This window comes from Pseudomonas sp. NFX5 (genome assembly GCF_049132125.1).
GTDB classification, from domain to species: domain Bacteria; phylum Pseudomonadota; class Gammaproteobacteria; order Pseudomonadales; family Pseudomonadaceae; genus Aquipseudomonas; species Aquipseudomonas marginalis.
On record NZ_JAFMZG010000044.1, the window covers coordinates 409,701 to 428,137 of the forward strand.

The following is an 18,437-nucleotide window of genomic DNA, read 5'->3' on the forward strand; positions in this document are numbered from 1 at the left end:
ACCATCGCTATCATAGGTGCTGGATTCGTACCTGACGGCATTACTCATCGCCGGAGGGAACGCTGATGCTTGACTTACTTCTCAGCGAATCAAGATTCATGAGTGTGTTCCCGGAACGCTTACGTACTCGGCACCGTGAATCCGGCTTCACGTCCATGATAGCGCTCGAAGCGTTTAAGGGAGAAAGACGAGAGATCCAAGTCGGTCGAACCGCGTATGCACCACTGTGCAAACGCCTCGCCCAACGCGGCGGAATGTTTGAAGCCGTGACCGGAACAGGCGGACACCACCAAGGTGTGCTGCCACGACGGATGCTCATCGATAATGAAATGGCGATCCGGCGTCACGGTGTAGGCGCAGACAGCAGACTTGACCACGCTCGAGGTCACACCGACGATGCGGCCGCGCACCTGGTGCTCATACATGTCCCGCTCTTCCGCCGGCGAGACCGTACGATCCATTGTTTGCGGCAACGAAGTAGTGTGGTATTGCGCGGTGGCGATTTTCAGGCTGCCCTCGCCGTGTAATGCGGGAAAGCCGTAGTTGATTTTGTCGTCGCCACGGCCGTGAGTGAGGATAAACGTCGGTGAGTGATCCACCCACTCGGCGCCCTCCTCCAGCCCGAACCAGAACAGCTTCTGCCGGTAGACGCTGAGCAGGCTGTCAAACGGCTCGCCCAGCAAACCGCCGCTCCAGTTGCCGGCGCTAATCACAAGCTTGTTTGCAAAGAGCGTGCGCAGATTCGTAGTGACATGGACTCCCTGCTCATTCGAGCTAATCCCAGTGACGGTTTCGCCTTTGTAGAGGATTGCTCCGTGTTGCTCGGCCAATTTGAGCTGCACATCAATGCAACGTTCAGGACGTACAAAACCTCCACCTGGCTCGAAATAGCCGATGGCAGTGTCGTGTACGTTGGCAAATTGTGGAAAGCGCTGGCGAATCCGGTCGGCGGATAAAACGTCGTGCTCGATGCCATAGGCCTGTGCTAGGCCGATGGTGCGCAATGTGAAGTCGGTTTTATCGCTGGGGTCAAACTCGGGACTTGAAGTCAGAACCAATAGACCCGACTGTTCGAACAGCGACTCCCCGGACAATTGCTCAAGCTCGCGCCAGATGCGGTGGGAATTGCGCACAATGGGAACGTACTGCGCGCCCTCACCCACCGAAAGCCGGGTAATACGCGTATCGCCATGGCTGGAGCCCAGGTTGTGAGGTGGGTGATGGCGGTCGATACCCACAACATTCGCACCCGCCTTCGCCAACTGATACACCGTAGCGGCCCCCATGGCCCCCAATCCCAATACCACTACATCACACCGCTCGGACATCAACTCTCACCTGTCAAAAAGAAGCCAGTTGAAAGTGAAGCCGATTAAGAATCAACGACTAAAAGAGCATATGCATATTATCAACCGAGCATCACCGGCCGCTCTGCTGCTGCAATACTACGCAGTGCTGAGTCCAAACACGCGCCTCTCCCGGCAACACAGGAGAGGCCGTCTGCCTGCATACCGTTGGGCTATCAGAGGAATAGAAAAAACAACATCATAATGATGGCACTGTCTGATACCGTGCACATAAACACAGCCACTCCGAGGATTGTCATGGGCGCAGGCGCTCCTATTCCGCCGAATGAAATTGAACGGCTTAAAGAGGTCGCGAAATTTTGTCCAGCTGACAGCGAGTACGATACTGTCTTCGATAAAATCGTCGAGATGGTTTCTGCTTACTTCAACGCCCCCATAGCGCTGATTTCGATCGTCGATGAGCATCAGCAATGGTTCAAGGCGCGCGTAGGGCTTGAAGAGACGCAGACACCACGAGAAGTGTCCTTCTGCGCTTACTCGACGCTGGATAACGCCCCGCTGGAGGTATTGGACGCGACGCTTGATCCCCGTTTTAAAGACAATTCCCTGGTAACGGGGCCTCCGTATATTCGTTATTACACAGGCACCCCACTGATTACCGAAGAGGGTTTTACGCTGGGAAGCCTGTGCATCATTGATACAGTCTCACGTGCCGCTATGAGTGAGCGTGATAGCGCGATGCTCAGCGGTTTTGCTGAACTGGTGATGATGCACATCCACAGCATGCGCTCTCGAAACTTCGTCGACCAACCCACAGGGTTATTTAATCGACTCCGGTTTGAGGAGGATATACGCCAAGCGCTCAAGACCCACAGCGCGTGCCAAGCGTATGCGGTTGACATCATCTCGCCAAAGTTCCTTAACGATATCGTGAAGGCGTTGGGTTACAGTTTTGCCACAGACTTGGTCCTGGCAATCAAAGCGCGCCTACAAAAACTATTACCGCCACAGTGTCTACTTTATAAAATTAGCCCGACGCGGTTTGGTTTCCTCCTTGAGGAGGATCAAACGGCCGAGCACATTTGTGAAAACATCCTCAAGGACTTCAAAAAGCCTGTCGAATGCCACGCCATCCCCATACTCATGCAAGTCGGGATTGGCGTCCTGCCTATTCATAGCTCAGGGCTCCAGCAAGACTGGCTTCGCCTGGTGGTCAGCGCTGCGGATGAGGCGCGTGACCGCAGGCTGGGATGGTCGCGCTATGAGCCCCATTTTGATGCGGCTCAACAACGCGCGTTCATGTTGTTGAGTTCGTTGCCGGAGGCGGTCTGCGCCGACAAACAGTTCAGCCTGGTGTACCAGCCAAAAATCAAACTGCCCTCAGGACGGTGTCATTCAGTAGAAGCACTATTACGTTGGACACATCCTTTACTGGGGCCCATCAGCCCTGCTGAATTCATACCCTTGGCTGAAAAAACCGCACTCATACCTTCTGTTGGATTGTGGGTGCTCAACGCAATCATCCAGCAAGCGGTTATTTGGAAAGCGCAAGGTGTGCGCCTGCGGATAGCGATGAACATTACCGTCAGCGATCTTGAAAGCGCCGAATTCGTCGACGCGATGATCCATGAGATTCAACAGCACGGCCTGGACCCAGCTGGCTTTGAACTTGAGTTTACCGAAAGCATGCTCATGACCAACCCTGAAGAAGTCATCCGGCAACTGGAGCGTGTCCGTAAGTTTGGCGTAGAGGTTGCTGTTGATGACTTTGGCACCGGCTACAGCAACTGGGCTTATTTGAAGGAGCTCCCGGCCAATACCGTCAAGCTTGACCAATCTCTGATCAGCGGGCTGGGCAGCAATCAAAATGACAAGCAACTGGTTAAAACCCTGATCGGACTGGCTAAGGGGCTCGGCTACCGGGTGGTTGCAGAAGGCGTAGAAAATCAAGAAATCCTGGACCTGTTAATTCAGTGGGGATGTTCCGAGGCACAGGGTTATTTGATAGCCAAGCCTATGAGCGCCGAGGCATTAGAAGCCTGGATAGCACAAGGAGTCGATGGAGGTCGGGGCCGGTAGAATGACTGCCGGGGACGCGCAAGCAAGGACTCTATAGATCGCGGACACCACCTGCATCGTTGCGTCTTCGATCGTGCCTTCATTACGGCACAAAACCCAACCGTGATCAGCCATCGCTCGCTCGAATGCCTGGGTACACGCGCTATGTTCTTCCAGCTTATGGATCACCGTGCTGCTCAGCCCACGCCGTCGTGCCGCTGCCCTCGCCCATGAAATCTCAGGGGCGGTGACAATCCCGACATGCAGGTCTGGCACTCGCACGTTTCGATCAATGTTCAACTGCAGGATCTCTGCAAACGGAATTATCCGGCGAAACGCGGCATCCGACGGGTACCAGCGATCGATCAGGATGATGCTGCCTGGTGGCTGTTTAGCCAGCACCTGCCGGGAAATCCAGGCACGGCTGTCAGCAAAGCGTTCACACACCCTCAGCTCCAAGTCCCGGGAGGGACTTCTGACGAGCTGGTTAACAAGCGCCATTGTTCCCTCCCGGTACGGATCGCTTTTTCTCTCGCAAAGCCGGATCACCTTTTTGTTGCCTGCCCTCAGTGCTTTCGTAACGGCCTCCAACAGCGTGGTTTTGCCGGTGCCCTTGGGCCCATCCAGAGAAATAAACAGCGGACGATTCATTCTTCACTTAACAATTGAGATACCGTTTTTTTGCCCTGTCCGGACGCTGGAACCGCTCGGTGCGACTGCGCGAAGGCCCTATGAACAGAAAGTGATGAACACTCTACCCTTGTTTTGGCTCACGGGTCCCAAATCCACGCTGACAACCGCTGGTGAGCATCGGTTATCGCCCATCAGTCATGCGTGAGTGAGGTACCAGCGCCAGTCCTGCTCCCCGACTTCAGCGTTGAATTGACGGAACTCGCGCCATTTGATCGCCAGATACACCTTCAGGAATTCGGCGCCCAGCGCCTCGCGTGCCCACGTTGAATCCTGCAAGGCCTGCAACGCGGTCAGCCAGTCGGTGAGTAGAAAATCGGTCGCCTGCTCATAGCCATTTCCCACGATCGCCGGGCCGGGATCGCTTTGATGGGTGATGCCGTAGTGAATCCCCGCGAGTAATGTGGCAGCGGCAAGGTACGGGTTGGCGTCCGCCCCGCAAATGCGGTGTTCGATGTGCCGACTGATTGCTGACCCGCCGGGCACGCGGAACGACACCGTACGATTGTTGACGCCCCAACTTTTGGCCAGTGGCGCGTAACTGCCGGCCTGGAACCGGCGATATGAATTGGCATGGGGGCAAAATATCGCCAGTGAGTCAAACAAGGTCGCCATCATCCCGCCAATCGAGTGACGCAACAGGAGCGTACCCTGTGGGTCTTCGCTCGCATACAGGTTGTTACCCTCCTCGTCGGCCAGGCTGACGTGCAGATGCATGCCACTCCCGGCCTGGTCACTGAACGGCTTGGCCATGAAGCACGCTTGTAGCCCATGTTTGTTGGCGACACCTTTGACCAGGCGTTTGTAGCGTACGCCTTCATCAATAGCCTGGAGTGCGTCGAAACGATGTTCCAGGGTCAACTCCACTTGGCCTGGAGCGTACTCGGAGATGGCCGTCCTGACTGGCAGGCCCTGTAGCGCACACGCAGCGTAGAGGTCATCAAGAAAGGGTTGCAGCTGCTCCAATTCGTAGAGGCCATAAACCTGCGGTGCCTGGGGACGGACGCCGTTGGCCTGCAATGCCGGCTGCGGCCGACCGCTGGCATCGCGTTGCTGGTCCAGCAAGTAAAACTCCAGCTCAACGGCCATTACCGGATGGAAACCATCGGCTTTGAGTCGGTCAATGGCATGCACCAGTACGTGTCGCGGGTCTGCCGGTGCGGCAGGAATACCTTGGGTCGGGTGCATGCTCACCTGCACCTGGCCGGTGGGGTTGGTGCGCCAGGGTTGCAGGGTCAGGCTTCCCGCCAAGGGGTATGTCCAACAATCGGCATCGGCGACATCCCAGACCAGGCCTGTGTCTTCGACGTCTTCACCCTGCACGGTCAAGGCGAGAATGGAACTTGGCAGCGGCCGACCGTTTGCGTAGATCGCCAGCAGTTCGTCGCGATGCAGCAGTTTGCCTCGCGGAACACCGTTCGCGTCGAGAAGGAACAACTCGATGCTCAGCACTTCAGGGTGGGCGGCCAGATAAACTTCGGCCTCTTTTTTATCAGCAAATTGCATGTCACACCTCTTGGCGCTTATTCAAGCGACTGGACAGTATTCAAGAACAATGGAACTTATGAACAGATAACCCGCGCTCCAGGTAAGGCAAGCAGCGCGGTCAGCGCGTTATCCAACTCACCGATCAGCCTGTCGACATCCCCTTCACTTGTTTGCGGACAGCACAGGGTCATGTTGTGAAAAGGCGTGATCAGGATCCCGCGATTGATCAGATAGAGATGCAGCGCCATTTGAAGGCTGTCATGAAAAGCCGCCTCGGCTTGCGCGCCGGTTCTTGGGGGGGTGGCACAGAATTGAAATTCACAACGAGCCCCCAACTCGGTTACCGACCAGTTCAATTGGTGCCGCTTGAACAGCGCTCGAAATCCCTGGGCCAGTCTTGAGGCCAGGGGCAACATGTGCTGGTACGCAGACTCGGTCATGACCTCTTCGAGGCTGACGCGCATGCAGCGCATCGCCAGTGCGTTGGCGGACAAGGTGGTGCCCATGCCACTGTGGCCATGCCCGCCGCTCGCTTCGCTGATGCTTTTCTGCGCATCGTGCATGGCCAACGCAACGTGCTCGGTCATGCCAAAGACTGCGCAAGGCACGCCACCGGCGATGGGTTTCCCCACTACGAAAAAGTCGGGCTTCAAATCCCATTGGCGCGTGCATCCACCGATGCCGGTAGAAATAGTGTGGGTCTCATCAATGACCAACAGGCTGCCGTATTTTCGCGTCAGCTCGCGGCACTGTTGCATGAACCCCGGATCGGGCAGGACCATGCCGATATTGGTCATCGCCGGCTCGCACATCAGCGCGCACACGTCGCCCTGAGCTAAAGCAGCCTCCAGTACAGCGACATCGTTGAAGGGAATGGATCGACTGTATTGGGTCAAGTCGTAGGCTTGTCCCACCAGGCCCGAACGGTGCACGGTCTTGCCCTCTCGGTACCGGACCATCACGTCATCCACGGTGCCGTGATAACAGCCGTCGAACACCAGTAGAACATTGCGCTGGGTGATAGCGCGCGCCCAGCGCAGCACATAACGATTGGCGTCGGTAGCGTTGGCGGTAACTTGCCAATAAGGCAGCTCAAACCGCTGGGCCAGCAACTCAGCGCAGACCACCGCGTCTTCGCCGGGCAGCATCGTGGTCAAGCCATTGTTCGCCTGCTCGGCTATGGCGCGGGCGATAGGATCAGGTGAGTGGCCAAACATCGTGCCGGTGTCGCCGAGGCAAAAGTCTATGCAGTCATGACCGTCGACATCGGTGAAGCGGGCACCTTTAGCACGCTGGACAAAAAGCGGCGAAGGCATCGACCAATCGCTCATCCAGTGCATGGGCACACCGTTGAACAGCGCCGCCTTGGCACGCTTGGCCAGCGCCATTGACGTTGGGTTGTTTTCTATAAAACGGGCACGCTCGGCTGCGGCAAAGGCAGCAATCGCTGATTCACCAACTCCACTGTTCGACATGATTAGAACCCTTTGTTAAGTATCACATTAGTTAAACTTCGTTGCCGTATAGATAAGCCACACGCCCTCATTCTCCAGGTGCAGCAACAGCTCCCGAATATTGGGTGAATATCGCTCCGCAAACTTATAACGTGGGTGTTGGCTTTAACTATTTACATTGCCAGCTGATATACAGCCTTGATATATCGCGCAGATGTTCATTGAAACGTCATTAACCGGATTGAGGGGCTTTATTCTCGACCAGGCAATTACCGCCATCGACCACGATAACTTCACCGGTGATGTAACTGGATTCTGGAGACGCCAGAAATGCAACCGCCGCCGCCACTTCGTGGGGACTGCCTGCCCGCCCGATCGGGGTAAAGCGCCCCGCCTCTGCTTCAACCGGCGTGGTTGAGCCCGTGGTGATCCATCCGGGCGCCACGCTGTTGACGGTAATCCCGTGCTTGGCGACTTCAAGTGCCAGTCCCATGTTCATGCCCACCATCGCGGCTTTGGCAGCGCTATAAGCGGCTTCGCCCGGGTTGCTCCCGCGGGTGCCCGTGGTGGAACTGATATTGACAATGCGCCCGTAACTTCGCGCCCTCATAGCGGGCAAAACAGCCCGCGTCAGAAGAAAAGCGGTGGTTAGGTTTCTGGCCAGTGAAAGGTTCCACTCATGCAGTTCCATACTCGCCAACTCCGAGAAAACCTCAGGGCTGCCTTGCATGGCCATGCCGGCATTATTCACCAGAATATCGACCCGCCCCCAGACCGACACCGTCCAGAGGCCGAATTCCCGCACCTGACGTTCATCGGTGAGGTCAACTGCCCTGCCCTCAACTTCAAACCCTTCTGCGAGCAGCTCTTTAACGCGTTCCTCGACGCGGCGGCTGCTGGCGGTGATGATCAATCTCGCACCCGCCGCACCTAGCCTGCGAGCGATCGCCATGCCAATACCCGCTTCACTGCCGGCACCACTGACAAGTGCCACGTGCCCCCTCAAATCAGTGTTTAACATGGTGTGCCCCACGGACTTCATTTGGAATAGAAGTGGAAATTAGGCTAATAAACCTGATAAACAAAGACGATCATCATCAGAAAATCTGACAACCACCATGGCGTTTACCAGTGAGTCACTGAAAGTTTTCCTTGCGGTTGTCGAAAGCGGCTCCTTTTCTGCCGCCGCACGCAAATTGGGGCGGGTCCCCTCGGCCATCAACATGGCGGTGTCGCAGCTTGAAGCCGAACTGGATTTATTGCTTTTTGACCGATCAACCCGCAAAGCCATTCCTACGGCCGCCGCCAAAGCCCTTGAGCCCCAGGCTCGACAGGTCGCCAGCCAGTTAAACCTGCTGGACGCCCATGCGCTCCAGCTTCACCAGGGGTTGGAGGAGCGCTTGGTCCTTGCGATGGCGCCGGAGTTGCAAACAGGCGTGTGGAATCGTCCGCTGTCCATTATCGCCAGGGAGTTTCCCACGCTTGAAATCGAGATTCGCTCCGCGTCCCATCCGGAGGCGATGCGCATGCTCCATGAAGGGCGTGTGCAGTTGGCCCTTGGATTTGAACGACCAGGGCTTGACGAGCGTGAGACGTTTCTTGAAGCAGGGAGCCAATTGCTGGTAGCCGTTGCCGCTCCGGATCATCCTGCGGCCGCCGGCAAGAAAAGCCCCTTGAGTGAAGAGCAACTGGTCAACGTTCGGCAGATCATCGTGGCTACTGGAGGGCCTACAGACTCTGATCCACGTGTTGTGCTGTCACGGCGGATTTGGCACAGCGACAATTACCTGGCAACGCTGGATCTGGTCCAGCAAGGATTGGGTTGGGCTTATCTTCCACAGCCGTTGGTACAACCTCTGATCAGTTCGGGCGCATTGACGGAGGTGGTGTTTGACAACATGCCGAGTCAGATGCGGCTATGGGTCGATATCATCTGGGTAAAGAACCGCCCCCTGGGGCTGGCAGCGAGTCGCTACCTGAGCCTGATGCGCAAGATTGTCGAGGACGAGCCGCGGCGTGTTTGAGAAAAAAACCAGCCGTATGGCTCATTGAGGCCATTGCTCAAGCAGTATCGAGACGAATTTTTCCGCCGCCGGCGAAAGCGATGCTCCCCGGCGATAGACCAGGCCCAAGGAGCGGTTCACAACCGGCTCGATCAACGGGACGCTGACCAAGGTTGGATGATCTTCAGCCGGCATGGCCAGGCTCGGCATCGCCGAAACCCCCAGGCCGGCCTCCACCAGGCCCAGCGAAGTCGAGAGGTGCTGGACCTCGTAGAACCATTGCGGCCGCCAACTCAAGCCTGACAACGCGTGATCGAGCAGCATGCGGTTGCCGCTCAGGCGCCCTACCCCGATCAGGCGGTAATCGCTCAATTCGGACCAGGTGACCGAACTGCGTCCAGCCAACTCGTGATCACGCCGGCACGCCAATACAAAGGGCTCGCTGACCAGGGGCACGAACTCAATGTCCGGATGCTGCCCACTCATCATGTTGATCCCGAAGTCGGCCTCTCCCCGCAGCACCGCTTCAAGCCCCTCATTGGCACTCAAGTCCAGCAGGCGGATGCGGATTTTTGGGTAGCGCTCGTTATACAGGCGAATGACTGACGGCAGGAAATAGAAAGCCGCAGTAGGGATACACGCCAGGGTTACCCGGCCAATCTGGCGTTCGGCCAGTTCACGGATATTGAGAATCGACTCATCGAAGTCATCCAGCAACCGACGTGCCTTGGGTAGAAAGTCACGACCGACACTCGTGAGGCTGACCTTGCGCGTGGTGCGATCCAGCAACGAGGTGCCCAACCCCTCTTCCAGTTTTTTAATTCGGCGACTGAGTGCCGGTTGAGACAGGTGCAAGGCATCGGCTGCTTCGTGAAAACTGCCAAGTTCAGCGATTTTCACGAAGGATCGAATGTCATTCAGCTCATATTCCATGTCTTATCTCACCCGCACAAGGCGTCAAAAGGAAACTCAGCGTAAATTTATCATTCGAAAAACGCAATAATCTCTTCAATCTTTGCATTTGAAACATTTTTTAAAGCTTGAGACTCTTGCTCCAAGAACATCAATTACACCGATTGATCAACAAGAGTCAGTATCATGCAAAGAATTCCCTGTGTGCTGATGCGCGGCGGCACCTCGAAAGGTCCGGTTTTTCTTGACTGGGATTTGCCCGCCGCCGTTGAGGCCCGCGACGAACTGCTGCTTAACCTGATGGGCTCCGGTCATGAACTGGAGATCGACGGCATCGGCGGTGGCAGCCCGCAAACCAGCAAGGTTGCGATTGTCAGCCCTTCGCTGCACCCGGATGCGGACGTTGATTACTTGTTCGTTCAAGTGATGGTTTCACAACGCAGGGTCGACAGCGCCCCCAACTGCGGCAACATGCTGTGTGCGGTGGGCCCGTTCGCCGTCGAGCAGGGTCTGGTCAAAGGCACCCCGGAGCGCACTCGTGTGCGTATTCGCAACCTAAACACCGGCACCTTTATTCACTCCGACGTGTACACGCCGGATGGCAAAGTCAGTTACGAGGGCGATACCGCCATTGATGGCGTGCCCGGTACTGCCGCACCGGTGCAACTGACGTTCCTCGACGCAGCCGGCAGCAAGACAGGCAAGCTCTTTCCCACCGGTAACACGCAGGACGTGATCGATGGCATTGCGGTGACCTGTATCGACATGGCGATGCCCATGGTGCTTGTCGAAGCCAGCCAACTGGGCAAGCGTGGCGATGAGAGCCCGGCGGAACTGGACGCCGATAAGGAATTCCTGCGGCGCCTCGAGACACTGCGGCTTCAGGCCGGCCTGGCCATGGGCCTGGGCGATGTCAGCGACAAAGTGATTCCCAAGCCGGTACTGGTTTCGCCCGCAAAAGCGGGCGGCACGATCCAGGTCCGTTACTTCATGCCGCACAACTGCCACCGTGCGCTCGCCATTACCGGCTCGATTGGTTTGGCCACTGCGTGTGTGATTGAAGGCAGCATCGTTGCGCAGATGCTCGGCGGGATCAGTACGCCGCGCCTTGAAGCGGTGCGGATCGAACACCCGAGCGGCGGGATTGATGTCGTATTGTCCTACACCGGCGTCAACGGTGAGACAATTCAGGCCTCAGTCGTACGCACCGCCCGCAGGCTTTTCTCCGGCTACGTCTACGCCACTGACTCGCAGCGCCTTGCCGGATAAATTCCGATAGTCGTTGGCATTTTTGCATCCGCACAATTCTAAAAATGGGTGATGCCATGAAAGTTGTTAAATCGCTCTACTTCCAGATCCTCTGCGCCGTGGCGCTCGGCATCGTGGTCGGGCATTTCTGGGCCCAGCAGGCCATTGCACTCAAACCCCTGGGTGACGCGTTCATCAAACTGATCAAGATGATGATTGCGCCCGTGGTGTTCTGCACCATCGTCACCGGCATCGCCGGGATGAGCGACAAGCGCTCCCTCGGGCGCCTGCTGGGCAAAACCATGCTGTTGTTCTTCGTCCTCACGGTGATCAGCCTGGTGATTGGCCTGGTCGCGGTGTACGTGTTCCAGCCGGGCGTCGGCATGAACATCGATCCCAGCCAGCTGAGCACCAAAGGATTGGCCCAGTACACGGAGTCGGCCGCAAAGCTTGGGGTGGTGGAGTTTTTCATGCACATCATTCCCGAGACGTTTATCGGCGCCTTCAGTAAAGGTGAAGTGTTGCCGGTGCTGTTTATCGCGGTGTTGTCCGGCTTTGCCTTGTCGTCGCTGGGCGAGCGTGGCAAACCGGTACTCGACGTGCTCGAATCCGCCTCGCAAATGGTCTTCAAGATCTTTTCCTACCTGATGCGTTTTGCACCGGTCGGCGCTTTCGGGGCCTTGGCGTTCACTGTCGGCCAGTACGGCATCACCTCGCTGGGTTCGCTGGCGAAGTTGATCATGACCTTGTACATCGCCTGCGGCTTTTTCGTGTTCGTGGTACTGGGCAGCATTTGCCGCGCCAACGGCTTCAGCCTGTGGAAGCTGCTGCGCTATTTTCGCGAAGAGTTCCTGGTGGTACTCGGCACCTCCTCCACGGAACCGGTGATGCCGAGCATGCTGGAGAAACTCGAGGCACTGGGTTGCAAAAAAGGCGTCGTCGGCCTGGTACTGCCCACCGGCTACTCGTTCAACCTGGACGGCACGGCCATCTACCTGTCGTTGGCGGCGATTTTCATTGCCCAGGCCTGCAACATTGATCTGAGCCTGACGCAGATCATCACCATGCTGGCGATCATGCTGCTGTCCTCCAAAGGCGCCGCCGGGGTTACCGGCAGCGGGTTCGTGGCACTGGCCTCGACCCTGACGGTCATTCACGACATCCCATTGGCCGGCCTGGCATTGCTGATCGGCGTTGACCGCTTCATGTCTGAAGCTCGCGCCCTGACCAGCCTGGCCAGTAACGCCGTAGCGACGGTGGTGATTTCGATGTCTGAAAATGCCTGCCACCGCGAAACGCTGAACCGGATGCTCGACGCAAAATCTTCTGCCGCACCGGGAAAAGCCTGGGACGACCTGAAGGACGCCAAACGCGTCTAGAGACAACCGGATAACGCTTCCCCCCTGACTTGACTGAACCCCCCTCCCCGCCAGGCGCGTTGTGCCGCCCGGCGGGTCAGGGCTCGTGCGCCTCGGCGTCAGCCATTTTTACGATAACAACAAGAGAATCGTCCTATGCTCGCTTTCCTTGGCTTGGCCATGGTGGTCGTATTCACCTATCTCATCATGACGAAGCGCTTGTCGCCCATCGTCGCGCTCACCGTGGTTCCCATCGTCTTCGCGGTGATCGGCGGCTTTGGCGGCACCACTGGCAAGATGATGCTCGACGGCCTGAAAATGGTCGCCCCGTCTGCCGCGTTGCTGCTGTTTGCGATCCTGTTCTTCGGCCTGATGATCGACGCAGGCCTGTTCGACCCGCTGATCCGCAAAATCCTGAAGAGGGTCAATGGCGACCCGATGAAGATCGCCGTAGGCACGGCCCTGCTGTCGTTGCTGGTAGCGCTCGACGGCGACGGCACAACGACTTACATGATCACCTGCGCCGCAATGCTGCCGCTGTATAAACGCATCGGCATGAACCCGATGATCCTGGCAACCATCTCCATGCTGTCGCTGAGCATCATGAGTGGCATGACGCCCTGGGGCGGCCCTGCGACACGGGCTATTGCCGCGTTGGGCCTGGATGCCGGCGAGTACTTCGTGCCGTTGCTGCCGACCATGATCGGCGGTGCCCTGTGGGTGATCTTCACGGCCTTTATACTGGGTCGCGCAGAGCGCAAGCGTATCGGCAACGTGCAGCTGCAAAGCGGCGGCGGCGATTGCTACATCGACGCGATTCTCGAGGACACGCCCCACAAACGTCCGAAGCTGGCCTATGTCAATCTGGTGCTGGTGATCGCGGTGATGGCGGCGCTGGTGATGGGGCTGATGCATTCCGCGATCCTGTTCCTGATCGGCTTCGTGCTCGCGCTGATGATCAACTACCCGCAATTGGACATTCAGAAAGAACGCATCCTGGCGCACTCGGGCAATGCCATGACCGTGGTGTTGCTGGTATTTGCCGCCGGGATCTTTGCCGGGATCTTTTCCGGTACAAAGATGGTGGATGCCCTGGCACAGACCCTTGTCGACTGGATCCCGCCATCCTGGGGCCACCTGTTTCCATTGGTGGTTGCGATCACCAGCATGCCGCTGACCTTTGTACTGTCCAATGACGCCTACTATTTTGGCGTGGTGCCGATCCTGGCCAATGCCGCCGCCGCTTATGGCATCGATCCGGTTGAAATCGCCCGCGCCTCGATCCTGGGCCAGCCCGTTCATCTCATGAGTCCGCTGGTGGCCTCGACCCTGCTGCTGGTGGGCATGGTCGATCGCGATATCGGCGACTTCCAGAAGGCCACCGTCAAATGGGCCGTGCTGACATCCCTGGTCGTCACCGCCCTGGCCTTGTTGACCGGGGCCATCAGCCTGTTCACCTGATCCACCCATAACCCCTGCTGCCTTCCAGCGCGCCTCACTCATGAGGCGCGTGCCGACCTGTACCCCAAATAACAACAACGAGTCATTTGCCATGAACCCTATGTATACCCGTCGAGCTTTGTTTTGCGCGTTAGGCCTGGTACCCGTCGCGGCGGCCAACGCCGAAGGTTTTATTGATGACAGCAAGCTCAAGCTGCAACTGCGCAATGTGTATTTCAACGAGAACTTTCGCGACGAGCACGGCTTGAGTGCGCGGGCCGCCAGAACGGCAAAGAGCGAACGCACCGAGTGGGCCCAGGGATTTCTGCTGGACTATCAGTCCGGATTTACCGCGGGCACCCTCGGCTTCGGCGTGGACGCCTTGGGGCTCTATGGGGTAAAGCTCGATTCAGGGCGCGGGCGCAGCGGCACCGGGCTCATGCCGGTGCATGATGACGGGCGGGCGGCCGGCGAGTTTGCCAGCGCCGGCGCTACGGCAAAAGCCAGGTTCGCCAAAACCACGGTCAAGTACGGCACCTTGCTGCCCAAGACGCCGGTGCTGATTTACAACGATGCGCGCTTGTTGCCCCAGACCTACCAGGGCACCCAGGTCAGCAGCAGCGACATCGAGAACCTGACCGTGACCGGCGGGCATCTGGACCGTTTCAAACTGCGCGACTCCACCAACAGCGTGCCGATCGTGCCTGATGGCTACAGCGGGGAAAAGTCCGGAGATTTCAACTACGCCGGGGCTGAGTACAAATGGGGCAAAAACCTGCGCTTGAGTTATTTCTACGGGGAACTCGAGCACTTCTACCGACAGAACTTCGCCGGTATCCAGCACGACCTGCCGCTGGCCGGTGGCGTGCTGACCAGCGACCTGCGCTACTTCAACAGCGTTGATAGCGGCTCGGCCTATGCAGGCAAAATCGACAATGACATGTTCAGCGGCCAGTTGTCCTACGTGATTGCAGGCCATACCCTCGGTGGCGGCTACCAGGCCCTTCGCGGTGATGCCGGATTACCCTACATCAGCGGCGCGACCGTCTACTCGTTCAGTAATGCCGGCATCGGCAAATTCATTGAGGAGGACGAGAAGACCTGGATGCTCAACTATGGCTACAACTTCGCCGCCGTCGGCGTGCCCGGCTTGACCTTCTCAACGCGCTACCTGAGCGGCAATGACGGCAAGTCCGCCACCACGGTCAAGGAATGGGAGCGTGATACCGAGCTGGCTTACGTTGTGCAAGCCGGCACGTTCAAGGGGCTGGGCGTGCGCATGCGCAACTATGTCTACCGTTCTGAGTTCTCCCGCGGCCGTGACAGTAATCGCCTCTACCTCACCTATGACATTGCCCTTTGGTAAGTCGACGATCGCGGCCCTTGCGGCCGCTTTCCTGCAGATTCAGGTGAGGAACCCCACGCATGCTGTTTAAAAACAAAGTACTGATGCTGGTGCTGGCCCCGGTGGTGCTGTTGTCCACGGTGCTGGCGCTGACAACGAGCACCACCTTGCTGTCGAGCGCCGAGCAGGAAGTCACGGCGACCCGGGAACGCCTGCTGGATGAAAGCCGGGAACGCTTGAAAGACTACGCCAACCTTGCCCGAACCTCGGTAGCGGAGCTGTATGCGCAGGCCGAGACGGGGGACACCGCAACGCGTGCGCTGGCGATCGCGCGGCTGTCCCGGATGAAGTATGGGGACGACGGCTATTTTATCGGCTACGACAGTCAGGTCGTGCGCCTGTTTCGTGGTGACAGCAGCGAAGGCGTCGGCACCAACATGAGTGAGCGCAAAGACAGGAACGGGCTTTACCTGAACCGGGAAATGGTTGCCGCCGCGAAGAACGACACCCACTTCGTCAACTATTCGGGGGCCCTGATCAATACGGATAAAGTCGTTCCCAAGCTGGCTTACAGCTTTTACCTGCCGGCCTGGGACATGGTCGTGGTCACCGCGATCAATCTCGACCGAATCGAAAGCCAGGTTGCCCAAGTACGAGGGGAAATCCATCAGCGTGTGCGCAGCCTGGTCTACGGGATAACCGTCATTGCCTTGATTGCGCTCGGGATCACCGGCGTGCTCGCAGTGTTAATGGTTAAAAGCAGCCTGCGTCCCCTGTCGCGGATTCGCGAGCACCTCGATGAAATCGCCGCGGGCGAAGGCGATCTGACGCGGCGCTTACCCATCAGCCGCGACGAGTTCGGCCAGGTGGCCGTGTCGTTCAATGCCTTCGCCGATAAGATTCATGGGCTGGTCGGCCAGATCGTCGGCATGGCCAGAGAACTGAATATATCCGTGACCCAGGTGGCCGAACAGAGCAAATGCATCGATCAGGTCATGGAACGGCAACGCCAGGAAACCGATCAAGTCGCTGCAGCAATCAATCAGATGTCATCTGCGGCGCAAGAGGTCGCCAACAGTGCCCAGAGCGCTTCAGAGGCAGCAGGCGAAACCGATGTGCAGGCCCAGCACGCCAGGCAGGTCGTCAATGAAAGCATCACCCGGTTGGGCAGCCTGACCGAGGACCTGTCCGCGGGAGGCGCCTCGCTGAAAAGCCTGCAAGGCGATGTAGCAGGCATTGTCACGGTGCTGGATGTGATCCGCTCGATCGCCGAGCAAACCAACCTTCTCGCACTCAATGCCGCGATCGAAGCCGCCCGGGCCGGGGATGCAGGTCGTGGATTTGCCGTGGTTGCCGACGAAGTACGCGCGCTGGCAAGCCGGACGCAACTCAGCACCCAGGAAATTCAAGCGATGATCGAGCGCCTTGACCAGGCCACCACCAAGGTCGTCACTGCAATGAGTCACTCCGGCGCAGCAGGCCATGGCGCCAGCCTGCACGCGGAACAAGCCGGGCAATCGCTGGGCAAGGCGGTCGAGTTGATCGTTACCATCAACACCATGAACGCGCACATCGCCAGCGCCGCGCAAGAGCAGACGTCGGTTGCCGAAGCCATCAATCGCAGCGTCCACCAGATAGCCCGCGCGATTGAAAACGTCGCAGACCAGACCCAAAGCGGCGTACATACGGTCGATGAGCTGTACGCCATCGGTCATCGCCTGGAAGGCCTGTTGAGGCAATTCAAGATTTAACCGGTGTGTTTTCGGTGCCCAGTGCGTTGAGGCATTGTCCGCGGTGCTCAAACCGCGGAATCGGCAACCCCAGGCTTTCGCGCAGGGTCGTCCCTTCATACGCTTTGCGATACACGCCACGGGCCTGTAATAGCGGTATGACGTCTTGGGTGAAACGCTTGAATTGCTCGGGGTGGCCGATGTAGATGTTAAAGCCATCCACGGCGCGGGCCTCGAACCAGTCGGCCATTTTCTGCGCGACCGTGTCAGCTGTGCCGACGAATGCGCCGGGACGCAGTTGTCGACCAAACTCTACGGCCTGGCGCAGCGTGAAACCTTTCTCGCGGGCCTGATCGGCAATCCGCTTGGCCGCAGTAAAAAAGCTGCTGCGCGCAGACTCGAGGCTTTCCTGGGGAAACGGCGCATCGAGGTCGTACTGGCTGAAATCATGCCAGCCAAAGTTACGTCCGAATTCCTTCAGCGCAAGTTCAAAGCTGTGGTCGACCTGATGGTAGTGCTGCTCGATTTCACGGGCGTGCTCATCCGTGTCGCCGACGTAAATTTCAGCGCCAGGCATGACCAGTATCTGCTCCGGGTCGCGCCCCCGTTGTGCTGCCCTGCCCTTTACATCCCGATAGAACGCCTGGCCCTGTTCGATACTGGCGGCATGGGTAAAGATCACATCGGCCGTGGCGGCACCCAGTTCGCGCCCCTGGGGCGAATCACCGGCCTGGAATATCACCGGCTGGCCTTGGGGTGAGCGTTGGATATTCAGCGGGCCGACCACCGAAAAATGCTCGCCCTGGTGATTCAGGCGATGCAGTTTGCTCGGGTCAAGAAACTGCCCGGTCGCCCGGTCGCGCACGAAGGCATCTTCCTCGTAGGAGTTCCACAAGCCCTGCACAACCTGGACGTGTTCAGCCGCTCGGCCGTAGCGCGTGTCGTAATCGTAGTGTTCGTCCCGGCTGTAATTGCCGGCGGTACCGGCATCGCCGCTGGTCACCACGTTCCATCCCGCACGACCTTTGCTGATCAGGTCCAGTGAGGCCAGGCGCCGCGCAACGTTGTAGGGCGAGTTGTAAGAGGTGGTCAGCGTACCGACCAAGCCTATATGGTGTGTGCTCACGGCCAGCGCCGAGAGCAGAGTCAGCGGTTCCAGCCGATTCAGGTAATGGGAGGGCGACCCCGGTGTGATGAACTGGCTGTCGACGATAAACATCAAGTCGAACAACGCCGCCTCGGCCTGACGCGCAATATCGATGTACCAATCGACGTTGACGCTGGCGTCGGCCGGTAATTGAGGATCGAGCCACAGGTTATGGCGACCCGGCCCGCCACTGCCCATCGTTAAGGCACCCAGTTTGAGCTGTCTGTTGGTCATGTTCAGAGTCTTCCTTGGCGCCT

Annotated in this window: 14 protein-coding genes and 1 pseudogene; 8 read left to right on the plus strand and 7 right to left on the minus strand. The window is 58.0% G+C overall.

Annotation, left to right across the window (positions count from 1 at the left end; genetic code table 11):
- Positions 1–119: 119 nt before the first annotated feature.
- Positions 120–1,328: an N-methyl-L-tryptophan oxidase gene (gene solA / locus J1N02_RS29945; RefSeq protein WP_421148178.1), complete on the minus strand. Its 1,209-nt coding sequence runs from the start codon at positions 1,326–1,328 to the stop codon at positions 120–122.
- A 276-nt stretch (positions 1,329–1,604) separates the two neighbouring features.
- Here solA and J1N02_RS29950 point away from each other — a divergent pair, with 276 nt between their 5' ends.
- The gene (locus J1N02_RS29950; protein WP_405125843.1) at positions 1,605–3,386 is read left to right on the plus strand and encodes a sensor domain-containing phosphodiesterase; all 1,782 of its coding nucleotides are present in this window, start codon (positions 1,605–1,607) and stop codon (positions 3,384–3,386) included.
- Here the strand turns inward: J1N02_RS29950 and J1N02_RS29955 are convergent.
- From J1N02_RS29955 to J1N02_RS29970, 4 genes are all read right to left on the minus strand, one after another.
- Complete coding sequence (locus J1N02_RS29955) at positions 3,339–4,016, minus strand: dTMP kinase (protein WP_405125844.1); 678 nt, start codon at positions 4,014–4,016, stop codon at positions 3,339–3,341. The genes J1N02_RS29950 and J1N02_RS29955 overlap by 48 nt on opposite strands.
- A 177-nt stretch (positions 4,017–4,193) precedes the next feature.
- Positions 4,194–5,561 carry a glutamine synthetase family protein gene (locus J1N02_RS29960; RefSeq protein WP_421148179.1) on the minus strand — a complete coding sequence of 456 codons (1,368 nt, stop codon included), beginning with the start codon at positions 5,559–5,561 and terminating at the stop codon, positions 4,194–4,196.
- Between the two features lie 56 nt (positions 5,562–5,617).
- On the minus strand, positions 5,618–7,018 hold the full coding sequence (locus tag J1N02_RS29965) for an aspartate aminotransferase family protein (protein WP_421148180.1): 1,401 nt from the start codon (positions 7,016–7,018) through the stop codon (positions 5,618–5,620).
- 211 nt (positions 7,019–7,229) lie between these two features.
- Positions 7,230–8,018, minus strand: coding sequence for an SDR family NAD(P)-dependent oxidoreductase (locus J1N02_RS29970; protein WP_421148181.1), 789 nt, complete (start codon positions 8,016–8,018; stop codon positions 7,230–7,232).
- A 97-nt stretch (positions 8,019–8,115) separates the two neighbouring features.
- Here J1N02_RS29970 and J1N02_RS29975 point away from each other — a divergent pair, with 97 nt between their 5' ends.
- Complete coding sequence (locus tag J1N02_RS29975) at positions 8,116–9,021, plus strand: LysR family transcriptional regulator (RefSeq protein ID WP_421148182.1); 906 nt, start codon at positions 8,116–8,118, stop codon at positions 9,019–9,021.
- 21 nt (positions 9,022–9,042) lie between these two features.
- Here J1N02_RS29975 and J1N02_RS29980 read toward each other — a convergent pair whose 3' ends face one another.
- Positions 9,043–9,933 (minus strand): LysR family transcriptional regulator, encoded by an 891-nt coding sequence (locus J1N02_RS29980; protein ID WP_027605835.1) that lies wholly within the window; start codon positions 9,931–9,933, stop codon positions 9,043–9,045.
- A gap of 165 nt (positions 9,934–10,098) precedes the next feature.
- Here J1N02_RS29980 and J1N02_RS29985 point away from each other — a divergent pair, with 165 nt between their 5' ends.
- The 6 genes and pseudogenes from J1N02_RS29985 (at position 10,099) to J1N02_RS30010 (ending at position 17,054) form a co-directional block, all read left to right on the plus strand.
- Positions 10,099–11,181: a 4-oxalomesaconate tautomerase gene (locus J1N02_RS29985; protein ID WP_027605834.1), complete on the plus strand. Its 1,083-nt coding sequence runs from the start codon at positions 10,099–10,101 to the stop codon at positions 11,179–11,181.
- 44 nt (positions 11,182–11,225) lie between these two features.
- Positions 11,226–12,539, plus strand: a complete 1,314-nt coding sequence (locus J1N02_RS29990) for a dicarboxylate/amino acid:cation symporter (protein ID WP_421148183.1) — start codon at positions 11,226–11,228, stop codon at positions 12,537–12,539.
- A 135-nt stretch (positions 12,540–12,674) separates the two neighbouring features.
- Positions 12,675–13,979, plus strand: coding sequence for a CitMHS family transporter (locus J1N02_RS29995; protein WP_027605832.1), 1,305 nt, complete (start codon positions 12,675–12,677; stop codon positions 13,977–13,979).
- Positions 13,980–14,079: 100 nt separating this feature from the next.
- Positions 14,080–15,324 (plus strand): OprD family porin, encoded by a 1,245-nt coding sequence (locus tag J1N02_RS30000; RefSeq protein WP_371856031.1) that lies wholly within the window; start codon positions 14,080–14,082, stop codon positions 15,322–15,324.
- A gap of 83 nt (positions 15,325–15,407) precedes the next feature.
- Positions 15,408–16,196, plus strand: a pseudogene (locus tag J1N02_RS30005) (cache domain-containing protein); the annotation flags it as partial.
- Between the two features lie 102 nt (positions 16,197–16,298).
- Positions 16,299–17,054, plus strand: coding sequence for a methyl-accepting chemotaxis protein (locus J1N02_RS30010; RefSeq protein ID WP_371914529.1), 756 nt, complete (start codon positions 16,299–16,301; stop codon positions 17,052–17,054).
- Here J1N02_RS30010 and J1N02_RS30015 read toward each other — a convergent pair.
- Positions 17,044–18,414 (minus strand): LLM class flavin-dependent oxidoreductase, encoded by a 1,371-nt coding sequence (locus J1N02_RS30015; protein ID WP_421148184.1) that lies wholly within the window; start codon positions 18,412–18,414, stop codon positions 17,044–17,046. The genes J1N02_RS30010 and J1N02_RS30015 overlap by 11 nt on opposite strands.
- Between the last annotated feature and the right edge of the window lie 23 nt (positions 18,415–18,437).